Genomic DNA, 16,637 nt, shown 5'->3' with positions numbered 1-16,637 from the left:
TCCCGTAGAATACTGTGGTGCGATCCCCCCAGTCCCCCGTCCTGTCCATCCATGGGCTCATCAAGGACGTTGGCCCCCTGTCCAGCCTGGACGGCAAGATGCTCAGGGTTGTCAGCGGTGTTTCCCTCGTTGCGGAGCGCGGACAGGTTACCGCCCTGCTCGGCGCGAACGGCGCCGGCAAGACAACAACCCTCGAATGCGCGCAGGGCCTGCAGAAGCGCACCGGCGGCAGCATCTCGCTGCTGGGCCAGGATCCTGACACGGCGGGTGCCGCCCTGAGGTCCCGCGTGGGCGTAATGCTGCAGGACGGCGGCCTCCCGCCGTCGGCCAGGCCCCTGCCTTTGCTGCGGCACATCGCCGGCCTGTATGCCAATCCCTGGCCGCTGGATGACCTGGTGGGCCGGCTCGGCATCGACACCTTCAGCCGGACGGGTGTCCGCAGGCTCTCCGGCGGACAGAAGCAGCGCCTGGCACTGGCCGCAGCCCTGATCGGCAGGCCCGAAGTTCTGTTCCTTGACGAGCCCAGCGCTGGCCTGGACCCGCAATCGCGGCAGCTGGTGTTCGACCTCATCGCCGAGCTGCGTGACAACGGGATGGGGATCATCCTGACCACGCACCTGATGGATGATGCGCAGCGGCTGGCGGACTACGTGTACATCATCGACGGCGGCCGCAACGTTGCGGAGGGCACGGTCCAGGAGCTGCTGCAACGCAGCCCTGTCACGGACCATGGCACCGACCACGTGCGGACCCTGGTGTTTGAAGCCCCGTCGGGCCTGGACCTGGCGGCGGTGCTGCCGGACGACGTCGACGTTTCCGAGGCCCGCTCCGGCAGCTACACGGTGACCGGAGCACTAACGCCGCGCCACCTCTCCGCCCTTGCCCAGTGGTGGGAAGCGAAAGGCATCATGCCTGCCTCGATGAGCCTTGAGGCGCGTAGCCTTGAAGACGTCTTTTTGGACATTTCAGGAAAGGACATCCGATGAGCACCGCAGCACTCCAGGACCAGCAGCAGCCCGCGTCCCTGCTGCGCCGCGTCCTGCTGCAGGGCCGGTATGAGGCACTGGCCATGCTGCGGAACGGCGAACAGCTGATCCTCGCAGTGGTTCTTCCGCTGCTGGCGCTGGTGGGGCTGACGGTGACCCCGATCCTGGACGGCATGGGCTCCAGCCGTATCAACGTGGCCGTCCCAGGGATCCTTGCACTGTGCGCGATGTCCACCGCCTTCACCGGCCAGGGCATCGCCACCGGATTCGACCGCCGCTACGGGGTGCTCCGGTTCCTGTCCACCACGCCACTGGGGCGTGGCGGACTGATTGCCGGCAAGATCCTTGCGGTCCTGGCCGTCCTGTGCATCCAGGTTGTGGTGGTGGGCCTTGTCGCCCTCGCCCTGGGCTGGCAGCCGGCCGCGGCGGGCTGGCTTCCGGGACTGGGGCTCCTCGCGCTGGGCGCGGCGGCTTTCACCGCGCTCGGGCTGCTGGTGGCCGGAACCGTGCGTCCCGAAGCCACGCTGGCCATCACCAACCTGTTGTGGATCCTCCTTGGAGCCATGGGCGGCATCGTGCTCCCGGCCGAAAGGCTGCCCGCCGCCGCTCAGGCTGTCGTGCACTTCCTGCCTTCCGGCGCATTGGGCGAGTCGATGCGCGCCGCCTTCCTGGGCGGGGCCGTAAACGGCGGCGCCGCCCTCATCCTGCTGCTCTGGACGGTCATCGCCGGGGCAGCTGCCATCCGTTGGTTCAAGTGGAATTGAGAAAATCGTGACCACGGCTTCACGCCTCCCCCAGATTGCCGGCCGCCTGGCGTCGCGGCTCCCCCGCACCGTGGACGTCAGGATCCGCCGGCTCGCCGTCGCATCCCTGATCGGCCAGACGCTCCTGGTGGTCACCGGCGGCGCGGTCCGGCTCACGGCGTCCGGCCTTGGCTGCCCCACCTGGCCCCGCTGCACCTCGGACTCGCTGGTCAACACCCCGGCGATGGGCATCCACGGCTTCATCGAGTTCGGAAACCGGCTCCTGACGTTTGCCCTGGCCGCGGTGGCCGTCCTGATGCTGGTGTTCCTGTGGAACCTGCGCAAGGAACGCAAGGACCTCTTCCTGTTGGCGATCGGCCTCCTTGCCAGCATCCCGGCGCAGGCCGTCATCGGCGGAATCACCGTCCTCACCAACCTCAACCCCTGGGTTGTGGGCCTGCACTTCCTCGTGTCGATGGCCCTTGTGGTGTTCTCCACCCTCCTGGTCAACCGGGCCTATGGCCGCACGGGCCGCTTCCTGGCTGCCCCGCATGCCGCGCTGCCTGCTGTCCTGCGCCCGGTGACGTCCGCCGTCGCCCTTTCTTCCGCCGCCGCCGTGATGCTCGGCGTGGTGGTTACCGGCGCCGGCCCGCATGCCGGTGACGCCGACGCCCCCCGCAACAACCTTGACTGGGACCTGTTCTCGCACATCCACGCTGTACCCGCCTACCTGGTCACGGCCGGAACCGTAGTGGCACTGGTGCTGGTCTTCAGGCGCCGCGTCACGGGCCCGTTCCGGACCGCGGCCCTGATGCTGCTGGGCGTTACCGTGCTCCAGGCCATCATTGGTTTCACCCAGTACTACAACGGCATTCCGGCCCTGCTGGTGGCGGCCCACATGCTCGGCGCGGCGCTGCTGATGGCCGCCTCGACGAACGCCTGGGACGTTGCCCATTCCAGCCCGGCGGAACGGGCCGGCGCTACGAAGTAAGCGCCCCGTCCGTCTGGAACGCCGGGAGGCGCCCCGCCCCTTCCGGGGACGGGGCGCCTCTCTTCGGTTAAGGCCCTGGCGGTGTGGAGTTACCGGCCAGCCAGGACGCTTTCCTGGGCTCCGGCGTCGAACGCCGGATCCAGGTTCTCAATCCCGTCCGCCGTGATCCTGAGGACGCGCGCCGTGGCGATGTCGTAGAAGAGGCCGGTGGCCTGTACCCCGCCCCCGGCGATCGCTGGCCCCGCGACAGGATGGCTCTGCAGCTTTGCCAACTGCAACGCCACGTTGACCATGGCCAGCTGGTCAACCACGCTGTAGCCGGCCGCCGCGGCCTGCATCCCGACGGGATGGCCCTCCTGCAGTTCCGCATAACTCGGCCGGGCATGGTCCAGCCACTGCCCAAACGCCGGGCCCAGCGAACTGTTGCTGCCGCCGTCGGCTTCCTCAAGCAGCGCCTTCATGGCGCCGCAGTTGGAGTGACCGCAAATGACCAGCGACTGCACCCCCAGGCCGTTCACGGCAAAAGACAGGGCTGCATCAACCGACGCTTCCTCGCCATGGCCGCACACTGCGTTGCCAATGTTCCGCAGGGTCAGCAGGTCCCCCGGACCACTGCTGGTGATGAGATTCGGATTGACCCGGGAGTCGACGCAGGCCACGAACAGGCTGTCCGGATTTTGCGCTTCCGCCAAGTCATGTACCAGCGGACGGACCTGGTGGGCGAACCGGCGGTGGTATTTGTTGATGCCGAGAAGCAGCGGCTCCTTCCTTGGGGGAAGTGGCAGTTCCGTTGCGTCTTCTCGGCGGGGTGCACGCTGCGCGGCGTCCCTGAACACGGTGTTCCCGTGCTCCTCGATGTTGACGCTGCCGCCCGTGGCCTGGTGCTGCAGCTGCCAGGCGATGAGGGCTTCACGGAAGGAATGGTCCACGTAGTCGGCGTTCAGCTCCATTACAACGTCCGCCCCGCCGGGGACAACCTGGAGGACGCCGCTGAGCTTGGGCAGCGCGAAGAAGCTGCATGAGCCGGCAATGGTCACCCGCCACGGCGACGACGGCGTGGCGGGCCGGTGTGCCTGGATGGGGGCCCGCAGGACGCGCCACAGCACGCTGGCCGCGGCAAGTGCCAGGCCCATCATGACGCCTTCAAGCAGGTTCAGGAACACTACGCAGAGCAGGGTCACCACGTAGATGGCGAAGTCCCCGGTCCGCAGGCTGGTCCTGATATCTGCCAGCTTGATGAGCCGCGCACCGATCACCACCAGCAGGCCGGCCAGGACAGCAAGCGGGATCAGCTGGATCAGGCCGGCAAAAAGGGTCGAGAATGCAAGGACCCAGACGCCATGCAGCACGGCGGACGCCCGGCTGGCGGCGCCAGCCTCCACGTTGGTGGCGCTGCGGACGATTACGCCCGTTACGGGCAGGCCGCCCAGTGACCCGGAAACGATGTTTGCGGCTCCCTGGCCGATGAGCTCCCTGTTGAGGTTGGTCCGGGGACCGGTCTGCATTTTGTCCACGGCAACGGCGGACAGGAGGGACTCGATGCTCGCGATCAAAGCCATGGTCAGGATGGCAAAGGCGAACGCCCGCCAGTTTCCGTCGGGGAGCTGGGGCGGGGCCATGGCATCCAGGATCGAGCCGTCCAGCGGGATGCGTTCGACCCCCGGCGCGAACGCGACAGCAAGTGAGGTGCCTGCCGCGACGGCGGCAAGGGGGCCGGGGACGCGCCTGGCAGCTGCCGGCAGGAACTTCCAGCCGAGGAGGATGGCCACGACGGCAAGTCCCAGGAGGGCGCCGTGCAGGTCCAGGTCCGTGATAGCCGAGGGAAGGGCGGCAAGGTTCTCAAAGGCTGAGCCGGCGGGCTTCGAGCCCAGAAGAACGTGGAGCTGCTGCAGGATGATGGTGACGCCGATGCCGGCCAGCATGGCCTTGACCACCACCGGTGACACGGCCAGGGCAGCCCTGCCCACCCGGCTGATGCCCAGCAGGAGTTGCACGACGCCCGCCGCGGCGGTGACGGCACAGGTCACCTGCCACCCGAATTCCTGGACCAGGCCGGCGACGACGACGGTCAGCCCGGCCGCCGGTCCGCTCACCTGGAGCGGCGAGCCGCCAAGGCTGCCTGCCACGATGCCGCCCACGGCCGCGGCGATGAGGCCGGCCATGATGGGCGCTCCGGAGGCTGCGGCGATGCCCAGCGAAAGCGGAAGGGCCACCAGGAACACCACCAGGGAGGCCGGCACGTCCGCACCCAGATGCCGGGGCAGGCGCGGCCGCCGCAATGTGAAGCCGCCGGGTTTTTCCTTGGATCCTGGCGGGCTGTGGCTGGGAGCGGGGACTGCGGCGGGACGGGCTTCCATTGTATTTTCCTTTTCAACAGGGGGAAGGGTCCGCTCCACCGTAAGCAGTTCATAACTGTAAATGACAGAAAAGGTGACAGATATGACAAAGATGTCATATCGTTCGTTGGGGCAACGAATTGGGCAGGGTAGCTGGGCATCCGCCGTGGTCGCGTTTTGCGCTTAAGACAACGCGGCGGCCCCCACAGAATATGGGAGCCGCCGGGTGCGTTTCGGTTCTCTAGCGGATAAAGGCGTGCCCAATGAACGGGTCCACAGCAAGTGCGATGAAGAGCAGCGTCAGGTAGCTGATGGAGCCGTGGAATACCTTCATGGCGCGCTTGTCCGGAATGTCCTCACGCTGGGCGCGGGCGTAGAGGGCGTGGGATTCGTACAGGAACCAGGCGCCGGCAAGGACGGCGGTAACGGTGTAGACCCACCCGGCGCCGCCGGCCGGAACCATCAGCAGGGAGCAGGCCACCATGGCCCATGCGTAGAGAACCACCTGGACGGACACGACTTTGGCGCCGGCAATCGCTCCCAGCATGGGGACGTTGGCGTTCCGGTAATCCTCGCCGTAGCGCATGGAGAGCGGCCAGTAGTGCGGCGGAGTCCACAGGAAGATCACCATGAACAGGATGACGGCGGGCCACTCCACAGAGTTGGTCACCGCGGCCCAGGCAATCAGCACCGGGAAGCAGCCAGCGGCACCTCCCCACACGATGTTCTGCGCGGTGCGGCGCTTGAGGATCATGGTGTAGATGACCACGTAGAAGAAGATGGCGCCGAGCCCCAGCCAGGCGGATAGCGGGTTCGCTCCGAACCACAGGATTACGATGGCGGCTGCGCCGAGCAGCCAGGAAAAGACCAGGGCCTCGCGGGGGGTGACTTCACCGGTAACCAGCGGCCTGTTCTCGGTCCGATGCATCAGCTTGTCGATGTCGCGGTCAATGTAGCAGTTGAAGGCACCCGCGCTGCCGGCGGCAAAGGCCCCGCCCACCAGCGTGGCAAGGATCAGCCCGATGGAGGGGAAACCCCGCTGGGCGTAGATCATGGTGGGAAGCGTGCTCACCAGGAGCAGTTCGATCACGCGCGGCTTGGTGAGGGCGAGATACGCCTTGGCCTTACGGGCAAACCCGGCACCGGAGGCCCGGGAGGCGTTCAGCGGCGTATCTGTAGTGCTCACGGTGGCAGTCACCCGTTCTGTATGGCGGTTGAGGCTGGCAATGCAGCTCCGGTCGTGCGGCCCGGACCCGGGCACGGCACGAAGGAAAGAATTATGTGGTGCGTGCAACAGCCGGGGAACCCCGGGCGGCGAAAGTGATGCGCACCCGGCGTTGGCCTCCGAATATCATACCGCGCCGCGGGCCCCGCCCCTGCCCCGCCATATGCGCACATGATTGCTCGCGGGCCCATTCGAGCAGATTAACTCAACCCTCCGTGACGCTGATTCATAAAAGGGGAAATTGCGTCCACAACGTGAGATTTGGGCCGCCCGGAGTATGGATAAGAGCTAAGCTGTCACCAGATCAGCACGCAGCAAGAAAGCGGTGGAAAACGCATTCCCGCTGCTGTCCGTGGCTGATGGCAAGGATCAACGTTTCGATGGTGAACGGCTGGTACACACACCGCAGCGGCCGCCCACAGCGCGCTCTGATGGGTCCGGTGTACCGGCCGCCGCCAGCACAGAGAGGGGCCCGGTTTTCGTGCCACATTTGGAAGAGCAAGAACTGTCATGGACCAGCTTGGACCAGAAGGCCGTGGACACCATCCGCGTCCTGGCTGCGGATGCCGTGGAGAAGGTGGGCAACGGCCACCCAGGAACGGCCATGAGCCTGGCCCCGGCCGCGTACCTTCTCTTCCAGAAGCTGATGCGCCACGACCCGCGTGATCCCCAGTGGCTGGGCCGCGACCGGTTCATCCTGTCCCCCGGCCACACCTCCCTGACCCTTTACATCCAGCTGTTCCTTTCCGGCTACGGGCTGGAACTGAAGGACCTGGAAGCGCTCCGCACCTGGGGTTCGCTGACCCCGGGCCACCCGGAGTACAAGCACACCGCCGGTGTGGAGATCACCACTGGACCGCTGGGCCAGGGCCTTGCGTCCTCCGTGGGCTTCGCCTACTCACAGCGCCGCCAGCGCGGCCTGTTCGACGCCGACGCTCCCGCAGGCGAGTCACCGTTCGACCACACCATCTGGGTCATCGCCTCCGACGGCGACCTCCAGGAAGGCGTGACCTCCGAGGCATCCTCGCTGGCCGGCCACCAGGAACTCGGCAACCTCGTGGTCATCTATGACGAGAACCACATCTCCATCGAAGACGACACCGACATCGCCTTCACCGAGGATGTCCTGAAGCGCTACGAAGCCTACGGCTGGCACACCCAGCGCGTGGACTGGACCCGCACGGGCGAATACAAGGAAGACGTCCAGGAGCTCTACTCGGCCCTGCTCGAGGCCAAGGCAGAGACCTCCAGGCCGTCCATCATCTCGCTCCGGACCATCATCGGTTACCCGGCACCGAAGAAGCAGAACACCGGCAAGATCCACGGTTCCGCCCTTGGCGCCGAGGAAGTTGCCGCACTCAAGGAAGTACTTGGCTTCGACCCCGCCAAGTCCTTTGAGGTGGACCAGGAAGTCCTGGACCACGCCCGCCAGGCAGTGGAACGCGGCGCCGCCGAACACAAGCAATGGGAAGAAACCTTCAACGCCTGGAAGGAAGCCAACCCCCAGGGTGCGGCGCTCCTGCAGCGCCTCGAGGCGCAGGAACTTCCCGAAGGCGTCGATGCAGCGCTTCCGGTCTTCCCTGCCGGCAAGGACGTTTCCACCCGTGCGGCATCCGGCAAGGTCCTCAACGCCCTGGCCCCGGTCCTGCCCGAACTCTGGGGCGGCTCCGCCGACCTCGCCGAGTCCAACAACACCACCATTGAGGGTTCCCCCTCGTTCGTGCCGGCCTCCAAGCAGACCGACGCGTGGTCAGGCAACCCGTACGGCCGCGTGCTGCACTTCGGCATCCGCGAACACGCAGCCGCGTCGATCGTGAACGGCATTACGCTGGCGGGCAACACCCGTGCATTCTCCGGCACCTTCCTGATCTTCAGCGACTACCAGCGCCCCGCGATCCGCCTCGGCGCCCTGATGGGTGTCCCGTCCCTGTACGTCTGGACGCATGACTCCATCGGCCTGGGTGAGGACGGCCCCACCCACCAGCCCGTGGAACAGCTCGCTGCCCTGCGCGCCATCGTTGGCCTGGACGTGGTCCGCCCCGGCGATGCCAATGAAGTAGCCGCCGCATGGAAGACCATGCTGGAAAACCACTCCAACCCGGCAGGCATCGTCCTGACCCGCCAGAACATCCCCACCTGGGAACGCGGCGAGGGCGACGCCGACGGCGACACATTCGCGTCGACCGCAGGCGTGGCGAAGGGCGGCTACGTCCTGGCCGAGGCTTCGAAGGACGGCGCCACGGTTCCGGCCGACGTGATCCTGATTGCCACCGGTTCCGAGGTCCAGCTGGCCGTCCAGGCCCGCGAAGCCCTCCAGTCCGAGGGCATCGCGGCGCGCGTTGTGTCCATGCCGTGCGTCGAGTGGTTCAAGAAGCAGGACGCCGCCTACCGGGAATCCGTCCTGCCTGCCGCCGTCAAGGCACGCGTGTCGGTGGAAGCAGGACTGGCGCTGGGCTGGCGCGAATTCGTCGGCGACGCCGGCCGTTCGGTCAGCCTCGAACACTACGGCGCTTCCGCCGACTACAAGCGCCTCTTCCAGGAGTTCGGCATCACGGCTGAAGCAGTGGCAGCCGCCGCCAAGGACTCCCTCTCCGCCCTCCAGGCCTAAAACCTAAACTTTCAGGAGATACAACAATGACTACTCCCACCCAGCAGCTCTCCGACGCCGGCGTTTCCATCTGGCTCGACGACCTTTCCCGCGGACGCCTGGAAACGGGCACCCTCCGCAAGCTCATCGAGGAGAAGAACGTGGTTGGCGTAACCACCAACCCGTCCATCTTCCACGCCGCCATTACGTCCGGCACGGACTATGACCACATCATCGCCGGCAAGGCCGCAGAAGGCGCCAGCGTGGAGGATACGATCTTCGAGATCACCACTACTGACGTAGCCGACGCCTGCGACCTCTTCGCACCCGTGGCTGCCGCCACCAGGGGCGTGGACGGCCGTGTTTCCATTGAGGTCGATCCCCGCCTGGCCTGGGACACCGCAGGCACCATCGCCGAGGCCAAGCACCTCTACCAGCGCGTGAACAAGGACAACGTCCTCATCAAGATCCCGGCCACCATCGAAGGCCTCGAGGCCATCACCGCAACCCTGGCCCAGGGCATCAGCGTCAACGTGACACTGATCTTCTCCCTCGAGCGCTACCGCGCGGTCATCAACGCCTTCCAGTCCGGACTGGAGCAGGCCAAGGAAAACGGCCACGACCTCTCGAAAATCCACTCCGTCGCATCCTTCTTCGTCTCCCGCGTGGACACCGAAATCGACAAGCGGCTGGACAAGATCGGCACGGACGAAGCAAAGGCCCTCAAGGGCAAGGCCGGCCTGGCAAACGCGCGCCTGGCTTACCAGGTGTACGAAGAGCTCTTCTCCACCGAGCGCTGGGCCCTGCTGGCCGACGCCGGGGCACTCCCCCAGCGCCCCCTCTGGGCCTCCACCGGCGTGAAGGATCCGGCTTACCCGGACACCCTCTACGTCACCGAACTGGTGGCACCCGGTGTAGTGAACACCATGCCGGAGAAAACCCTGGACGCCACCTTCGACCACGGCGTGGTCACCGGCGACACTGTCACGGGCACCTATGATGAGGCGAACGCAACCCTCGACGCCCTGGAAAAGCTTGGCGTTTCCTACAACGACGTCGTCGCGCTCCTTGAAACCGAAGGCCTGGACAAATTCGTGGCCAGCTGGAAGGAACTCCTGGCCGACGTCGAAGGCGCCCTCGCCTCTGCACGGAAGGCTTCCTAACACCCATGAGCACTCTCAGCTACGACGCCACAGGCGCTGCCCGGCAGGCACTTGAGCAGCACCTTCCCGCCCTCATCGAGGACAGGATCGCAACCCGGATCTTCGCCAAGGACCACACCCTGTGGGGCCCGGACGCCGAGTCCGAGTCGGCAATCCGCCTCGGCTGGGTAGAGGCCGCCACCGTTTCACAGCCCCTGGTCAAGGACATCCTGGAACTCCGGGATGCCCTGCGCGCCGAAGGCGTCAGCAGGATCGTCCTTTGCGGCATGGGCGGCTCCTCGCTGGCCCCCGAGGTCATCGCGGGCACCGCCGGCGTCGAGCTGACAGTGCTGGACAGCACGGACCCGGACCAGGTCCGTGCTGCCCTCGCCGACCGCTTGGCCGCGACCGCCATCGTGGTCTCGTCCAAGTCCGGTTCCACCCTGGAGACCGACTCCCAGCGTCGCATCTTCGAGCAGGCCTTCACGGAGGCCGGTGTGGACGCCAAGAGCCGTATCATCATCGTGACGGATCCGGGCTCGCCGCTGGACAAAGCCTCCAGGGAGGCTGGTTACCGCGCAGTCTTCAACGCCGACCCCAACGTGGGCGGCCGCTACTCCGCCCTGACCGCGTTCGGGCTGGTCCCGTCCGGCCTGGCCGGCGTGGACATCCAGGCTTTCCTCGACGAAGCCGAGGAAGCCGCGGAGATCCTCAACGATGACGCACCCGAAAACATCGGACTGGCCCTGGGCGCGGCCCTGGGTGGAACCAGCCCGTTGCGGAATAAAATCGTCATCGCAGAAGACGGTTCAGGCATCGTTGGGTTCGCGGACTGGGCCGAACAGCTCATTGCCGAATCCACCGGCAAGCTGGGCACCGGTATCCTTCCGGTCGTGGCAGGTCCGCACGCACCTGAGGTGACTTCGGGTGCGCCCGACGTCCTGGTGGTGCGCCTGGTTGCCGCGGATGCCGACGTCGAACTCGGTGAAAACCAGGTGGCGATCGCCGGGGGCCTCGCCACCCAGATGATGGTGTGGGAGTTTGCCACGGCTGTGGCCGGGCGCCTGCTGGGCATCAACCCCTTCGACCAGCCTGACGTCGAGGCCGCCAAGGTGGCTGCCCGTGGCCTGCTGGATGCCCAGCCGGAACCCACGCCCGCTGCTTTCGTGGACGGTGCCATCGAGGTCCGGGGCGGCGACTGGCTCGGCGACGCTGCTACGGCAGAGGGCGCAGTCAAGGCGCTGCTCGGCACCCTCGCCGCGGACAGCTACCTCAGCGTCCAGGCCTACTTCGACAGGCTGGCCTTCGCCGGGCTGGAGGGAATCCGTGACGAACTTGCCGCCGCCACCGGCCGTCCTGTCACTTTCGGCTGGGGACCGCGCTTCCTGCACTCCACGGGGCAGTTCCACAAGGGTGGCCCTGCCATCGGCGTGTTCCTCCAGGTGACGGCCGCAGCAGCCGAGGACCTGGCGATCCCGGACCGGCCCTTCACCTTCGGCGAGCTAATCGCCGCGCAGGCCGCCGGCGACGCCCAGGTCCTGGGTGAACACGGACGTCCCGTGCTGCGCCTCCACCTCACAGACCGAGCCGCGGGCGTGGCCCAGTTGCAGGACATTGTCGCTGCCCTGTCCACCCGTGCATCCGCAACCGAAAGCTAAGGCACAGAAGCACCATGCCAGAAACTGAATACGGCCGGAAGAGCGCGGGCCGCGGGCGTAATCCGCTGCGTGATCCTCGTGACCGCCGTTTGAACCGGATCGCCGGTCCATCATCGCTTGTGTTGTTTGGCGTAACGGGTGACCTCGCCCGGAAGAAGCTCATGCCTGCGGTGTATGACCTGGCCAACCGCGGGCTGTTGCCACCGAGTTTCGCGTTGGTGGGGTTCGCCCGCCGCGAGTGGGACAAAGAGGACTTTGCTGCCGAGGTGAAGGCGTCGGTCCAGGCCCACGCCCGGACACCGTTTGATGAGGCGGTGTGGAACCAGCTGTCCGAGGGCATCCGGTTTGTCCAGGGCGAGTTCGACGACGACGCCGCATTCGAGCGCCTCGGTGAGACCATCAAGGAACTCGACGACGTCCGCGGCACCCGCGGAAACCACGCGTTCTACCTGTCGATCCCGCCCAAGGCCTTTGAACAGGTCTGCCGGCAGCTGTCCAAGCACGGCCTGGCACAGGCCGACGGGGACAAATGGCGCCGCGTGGTGATCGAGAAGCCGTTCGGTCACGACCTCGACTCGGCCCGTCAGCTGAACGACATTGTCGAGTCGGTGTTCCCGCCGGATGCTGTGTTCCGGATCGACCATTACCTGGGCAAGGAGACGGTCCAGAACATCCTGGCGCTGCGGTTCGCGAACCAGTTGTTCGAGCCGCTGTGGAATGCCAACTACGTGGACCATGTCCAGATCACCATGGCCGAGGATATCGGCACCGGAGGACGGGCCGGGTATTACGACGGGGTCGGCGCGGCCCGCGACGTGATCCAGAACCACCTCCTGCAGCTGCTGGCGCTTACGGCGATGGAAGAACCCATCTCCTTCAACGCCGATGACCTGCGTGCCGAAAAGGAAAAGGTGTTGGCTGCGGTCAAACTCCCGGAGGATCTGTCCACGCACTCGGCGCGTGGCCAGTTCACCGGCGGCTGGCAGGGCGGGGAGCAAGTCCAGGGCTACCTGGAGGAAGAAGGCATCCCGGCCGATTCGACGACGGAAACCTACGCGGCGATCCGGGTGGACATCCATACCCGCCGCTGGTCCGGGGTGCCGTTCTACCTGCGGGCCGGCAAGCGCCTGGGCCGCCGCGTCACCGAGATCGCCGTGGTGTTCAAGCGCGCCCCAAACCTGCTCTTCACCGATCATGGCGAGGATGACTTCGGGCAGAACGCCGTGGTGATCCGCGTGCAGCCGGACGAAGGCGTGACCATCCGGTTCGGGTCCAAGGTTCCCGGCACCCAAATGGAAGTCCGCGACGTGACCATGGACTTCGGCTACGGGCACTCCTTCACCGAATCGAGCCCGGAAGCATATGAGCGGCTGATCCTGGATGTCCTGCTGGGTGAGCCGCCGCTGTTCCCGCGGCATGAGGAAGTGGAGCTGTCCTGGAAGATCCTTGACCCGTTCGAGGAATACTGGGCCTCCCTGAACGAACAGCCCGAACCCTACGCCCCCGGTTCCTGGGGCCCGGCCAGCGCTGATGAACTGCTGGCCCGCGACGGACGAACCTGGAGAAGGCCATGATCGTAAACCTGCCGGACACCACCACCTCCAAGGTGTCCAAGAAGCTCATGTCCCTGCGCGAGCAGGGCGGTGTGATCGCCCTGGGCCGCGTCCTCACGCTCGTGGTGGTTACCAAGTCCGGGCTCGAAGAGGAAGCTATCGAGGCCGCGAACGATGCCAGCCGGGAACACCCCTGCCGCATCATCGTGCTCGCGGACGCCGGGAAGGACGCCGAGGACCGGTTGGACGCCCAGATCCGTGTGGGAGGGGACGCAGGTGCCTCGGAGGTGATCGTGCTGCGCGGCTACGGCCAACTCGCGCACGAATCCGAGTCCCTGGTCGCCGCACTGCTGCTCCCGGACGCCCCGATCGTGGCCTGGTGGCCGCACGGTGCTCCCGAGAACGCCTGCGAAACCTCCATCGGCGCGATTGCGCACCGCCGGATCACGGACTCCGCGAACGAACCCGACCCCCAGGCCGCGCTCGAACGCATCCACCGCACCTACAAAGCAGGCGACACCGACCTCGCCTGGACCCGCCTGACCAACTGGCGCATCCAGCTCGCGGCAGCATTGGACGAAGTGGATTCGTCGCCCGTGACGGCTGTCGCCGTCGAAGGTGCCTCGGATTCACCCTCCACCATCCTGCTCGCGGCTTGGCTCACCCTGACCCTGGATGCGCCCGTCACCATCGTGGCGGACCCTGCCGGAACCGGCATCCGCCGGGTTCGGCTGACCCGCCCGGGCGGCGACGTCCAGCTGTTCCGGCCGGGTCTCTCCGTGGCCGAACTTACCCAGCCCGGCCAGCCGGCCCAGCGGATCTCCCTCCCGCGCCGCAGCCTCCGGGACTGCCTCGCCGAAGAGCTTCGCCGGCTGGACCCGGACGAAGTGTTCGGTGAAGTGATTACTATTGGACTGCCACGTACCAATCTAAGGAGCGTCCGACCCAGTGAGCGTTGACCCACGTGTAAGCATCCATCCTGATTCGTCCGTCCTCATGGCCGCCATCGCGGCACGCCTGATCACCAAGCTCGTTGATGTCCAGGACAAGTACGGCGAAGCGACCGTGGTGCTCACCGGGGGAACCGTGGGAATAGGCACGCTGAAGGCTGTTGCCGATTCTCCGGCGTCACCTGCCGTCGACTGGTCCAAGGTCAACTTCTGGTGGGGTGACGAGCGTTTTGTTGCCTCTGCCGACCCGGAACGGAACACCAAGCAGGCGTTCGACGCTTTGCTGTCCCACATTCCCGTGGACCCGGACCGGGTACACTCACCCGGTTCTTCGGATGATTTCGGGAGCCCTGAAGAAGCAGCGGACGACTACGCACGCAGGCTGCGTGACGCAGCGGCAGCGGAACACGCAGCCGACATGTCCGACGACCGGCCTGAGGAGCCCGCCGCACTTCCCCGGCTGGATGTGGTGCTGCTGGGCGTGGGTCCCGACGCACACATAGCGTCCCTGTTCCCGGAGCAGGCTGGGATCCGCGAAAAGGAGCGTACGGTGGTGGGTGTCCGGAATTCCCCCAAGCCGCCGCCGCTGCGGATATCCCTGACGCTGCCCGCCATCAACACGGCAGCTGAAGTGTGGATGGTGGTAGCCGGCGAGGACAAAGCGGGAGCGGTGGGACTGGCGCTTGCCGGGGCAAACCCAGTGCAGGTGCCTGCCTCGGGACCCCGGGGAACGTCACGGACCCTGTGGCTGATCGACGAGAACGCGGCCTCACGTGTCCCGCAGCAGCTGGTCCGGAAGGACGCCGCGGGCGCGTAGTTTTTCCAGCGCTCCGGCCAGGACGGCTTCGGCGTCCTGGCCGGAGCGCCGTTCTTTAACGTATTCCAGATGGCTCTTGGAGCCGTCGTCGAACAAGTCCTCGGGCGCAGCTGCCTGGCCGTCCCGGGTAGCAGGTCCGCCGCACCGCCGGCAGTCCCACGTTCGGGGAATCTGGTCCTCGGGCATCTTCAGGAACACGGGTTGGGTTTCATGCCCCTTCGAGCACCAGTAGGACACCCGGATGCGCGGCAGGGGCCGGGACGGGGAATCATTACCCTGCAGGGTTGATCCAGAGCCTGCGATTACGCCCGCGCGGGTACCCCGAAAACCAGATGCTGGGTGGACCATGGGAAACTCCTGCCTCGCCTGCCTGGACCGTTAAACAAAATAAGACTGTGGCTGCCGGTGAATCGACAGCCACAGTCTAGTTTTCAGGCCTGGGGGCCGGGAGGGCCGAAAGGTCCTTGTGTCACGCAGTTAGTGAGGGTCAGGAGTCCCCCACACCGCTGAAGCGCATGATCAGGCCGAGCGCGATGATCACAACACCCCAGGTGACCCCAAGAATGATGGTGAAGCGGTTGAGGTTGCGTTCTGCCACACCGGAAGAGCTGAGACCTGAGCTCATTCCGCCGCCGAACATATCCGACAAGCCGCCGCCGCGTCCCTTGTGCAGGAGGATGAGCAGCGTCAGCAGGAGGCTGGTGATGCCCAGGAGGATCTGCAGAATGACATGAAGAACGTCCACGACGGCCTTTCAGAAGTTGGGATTGCGGGAGTGTGCGCTGGCTCCGGACTAGTCCGCGACCAGGTGGCTCTCGAACCTGACAATATTAGCAAACTCAGCCGGGTCAAGGCTGGCGCCGCCCACCAGGACGCCGTCCACGTCACGTTCCCGCAGGATGGCACCAGCGTTGTTGCCCTTGACCGAGCCGCCATACAGCAACCGGGTCTTGGCTGCCACGTCGGCGCCGAACAGGGTTTCCAGCTCTGCGCGGATGGCGGCGCACATTTCCTGTGCGTCCTCCGGGCCTGCCACCTCGCCCGTGCCGATGGCCCAGACGGGTTCGTACGCCACTACCAGTTCCGCAGCCTGCTCATTGGTGAGCCCGGCCACCCCTGCCCGGAGCTGCTGGAGCGTGTGGTCAACGTGGGTGCCCGCCTGACGGATTTCCAGGCCCTCCCCTACGCAGAGGACGGGAACCACGCCGTGCCTGAACGCTGCCTTGACCTTGGCGTTAAGGACCTCGTCGGATTCGTTGTGGATGGTACGGCGTTCGCTGTGGCCCACCAGGACGTACTTGCATCCGAGCTTATTCAGGAACTGGCCTGAGATATCGCCGGTGTAGGCGCCGGAATCGAACTGGGACAGGTCCTGGCCACCATACGCGATGTGAAGGTCGTCGCCCTGGACCAGGGTCTGGACCCCCCGGAGGTCGGTGAACGGCGGGAAGACGGCAACCTCAACGCGGCTGTAGTCGTGCTTCGCGTCTGAAAGGGTCCAGGCCAGCTTCTGCAGGAGCGTAATGCCCTGCACATGGTCCATGTTCATTTTCCAGTTGCCCGCGATGAAGGGCGTGCGGTCGAAAGCGCCGTTCGTTGAGGTAGTCACGTAATCTCCAAGAGTTCTTGATATGTGTTCGGCCGGCAGG

Annotated in this window: 14 protein-coding genes; 9 read left to right on the top strand and 5 right to left on the bottom strand. The window is 66.1% G+C overall.

The features are described 5' to 3' along the window. Positions 1–17: 17 nt before the first annotated feature. From AB0313_RS00605 to AB0313_RS00595, 3 genes are read left to right on the top strand one after another with little or no spacing between them, the layout of a single operon-like run. Positions 18–986, top strand: coding sequence for an ABC transporter ATP-binding protein (locus tag AB0313_RS00605; RefSeq protein WP_141941241.1), 969 nt, complete (start codon positions 18–20; stop codon positions 984–986). Beyond that, positions 983–1,750 carry an ABC transporter permease gene (locus AB0313_RS00600; protein WP_141941239.1) on the top strand — a complete coding sequence of 256 codons (768 nt, stop codon included), beginning with the start codon at positions 983–985 and terminating at the stop codon, positions 1,748–1,750. Before AB0313_RS00605 ends, AB0313_RS00600 begins: the two co-directional genes overlap by 4 nt. 7 nt (positions 1,751–1,757) lie before the next feature. Further along, on the top strand, positions 1,758–2,720 hold the full coding sequence (locus tag AB0313_RS00595; protein WP_366302940.1) for a COX15/CtaA family protein: 963 nt from the start codon (positions 1,758–1,760) through the stop codon (positions 2,718–2,720). A gap of 89 nt (positions 2,721–2,809) precedes the next feature. Here the strand turns inward: AB0313_RS00595 and AB0313_RS00590 are convergent, their stop codons facing one another. Together AB0313_RS00590 and AB0313_RS00585 are read right to left on the bottom strand one after the other, a co-directional pair. Further along, positions 2,810–5,077 carry a bifunctional SulP family inorganic anion transporter/carbonic anhydrase gene (locus AB0313_RS00590; RefSeq protein ID WP_366302938.1) on the bottom strand — a complete coding sequence of 756 codons (2,268 nt, stop codon included), beginning with the start codon at positions 5,075–5,077 and terminating at the stop codon, positions 2,810–2,812. Between the two features lie 220 nt (positions 5,078–5,297). Then, positions 5,298–6,254, bottom strand: coding sequence for a heme o synthase (locus AB0313_RS00585; protein ID WP_366302936.1), 957 nt, complete (start codon positions 6,252–6,254; stop codon positions 5,298–5,300). Between the two features lie 517 nt (positions 6,255–6,771). Between AB0313_RS00585 and tkt the strand changes: the two genes are divergently transcribed. Genes tkt through pgl form a run of 6 tightly spaced genes read left to right on the top strand, consistent with a single transcriptional unit; the run spans position 6,772 to position 14,988 of the window. Further along, a complete protein-coding gene (gene tkt / locus AB0313_RS00580) occupies positions 6,772–8,889 on the top strand; it encodes a transketolase (RefSeq protein WP_366303241.1) in 2,118 nt (705 codons plus the stop codon). A 26-nt stretch (positions 8,890–8,915) separates the two neighbouring features. Then, entirely contained in the window at positions 8,916–10,031 is a 1,116-nt protein-coding gene (tal, locus tag AB0313_RS00575) for a transaldolase (RefSeq protein WP_366302934.1), read from the top strand. Positions 10,032–10,036: 5 nt separating this feature from the next. After that, positions 10,037–11,668, top strand: coding sequence for a glucose-6-phosphate isomerase (locus tag AB0313_RS00570; protein ID WP_307305751.1), 1,632 nt, complete (start codon positions 10,037–10,039; stop codon positions 11,666–11,668). Positions 11,669–11,682: 14 nt separating this feature from the next. Beyond that, the gene (zwf, locus tag AB0313_RS00565; RefSeq protein WP_141941227.1) at positions 11,683–13,242 is read left to right on the top strand and encodes a glucose-6-phosphate dehydrogenase; all 1,560 of its coding nucleotides are present in this window, start codon (positions 11,683–11,685) and stop codon (positions 13,240–13,242) included. Beyond that, positions 13,239–14,180 (top strand): glucose-6-phosphate dehydrogenase assembly protein OpcA, encoded by a 942-nt coding sequence (locus tag AB0313_RS00560; RefSeq protein ID WP_141941225.1) that lies wholly within the window; start codon positions 13,239–13,241, stop codon positions 14,178–14,180. Before zwf ends, AB0313_RS00560 begins: the two co-directional genes overlap by 4 nt. Next, on the top strand, positions 14,170–14,988 hold the full coding sequence (gene pgl, locus AB0313_RS00555; protein WP_141941223.1) for a 6-phosphogluconolactonase: 819 nt from the start codon (positions 14,170–14,172) through the stop codon (positions 14,986–14,988). The genes AB0313_RS00560 and pgl overlap by 11 nt, the downstream gene beginning before the upstream one ends. Here the strand turns inward: pgl and AB0313_RS00550 are convergent. From AB0313_RS00550 to tpiA, 3 genes are all read right to left on the bottom strand, one after another. After that, a complete protein-coding gene (locus AB0313_RS00550) occupies positions 14,941–15,336 on the bottom strand; it encodes an RNA polymerase-binding protein RbpA (RefSeq protein WP_141941220.1) in 396 nt (131 codons plus the stop codon). The two genes, pgl and AB0313_RS00550, sit on opposite strands and share 48 nt — an antisense overlap. A gap of 139 nt (positions 15,337–15,475) precedes the next feature. Next, positions 15,476–15,733: a preprotein translocase subunit SecG gene (gene secG / locus AB0313_RS00545; RefSeq protein ID WP_141941218.1), complete on the bottom strand. Its 258-nt coding sequence runs from the start codon at positions 15,731–15,733 to the stop codon at positions 15,476–15,478. Positions 15,734–15,781: 48 nt separating this feature from the next. Beyond that, positions 15,782–16,597 carry a triose-phosphate isomerase gene (tpiA, locus tag AB0313_RS00540; RefSeq protein WP_331321553.1) on the bottom strand — a complete coding sequence of 272 codons (816 nt, stop codon included), beginning with the start codon at positions 16,595–16,597 and terminating at the stop codon, positions 15,782–15,784. Positions 16,598–16,637 lie beyond the last annotated feature (40 nt).

The sequence above is a fragment of the Pseudarthrobacter sp. NPDC080039 genome (assembly GCF_040702335.1).
Classification (GTDB): Bacteria; Actinomycetota; Actinomycetes; order Actinomycetales; family Micrococcaceae; genus Arthrobacter; species Arthrobacter enclensis_A.
The sequence above is the reverse complement of the archived record's forward strand: the minus strand, read 5'-3'. Positions and strand labels throughout refer to the sequence as shown.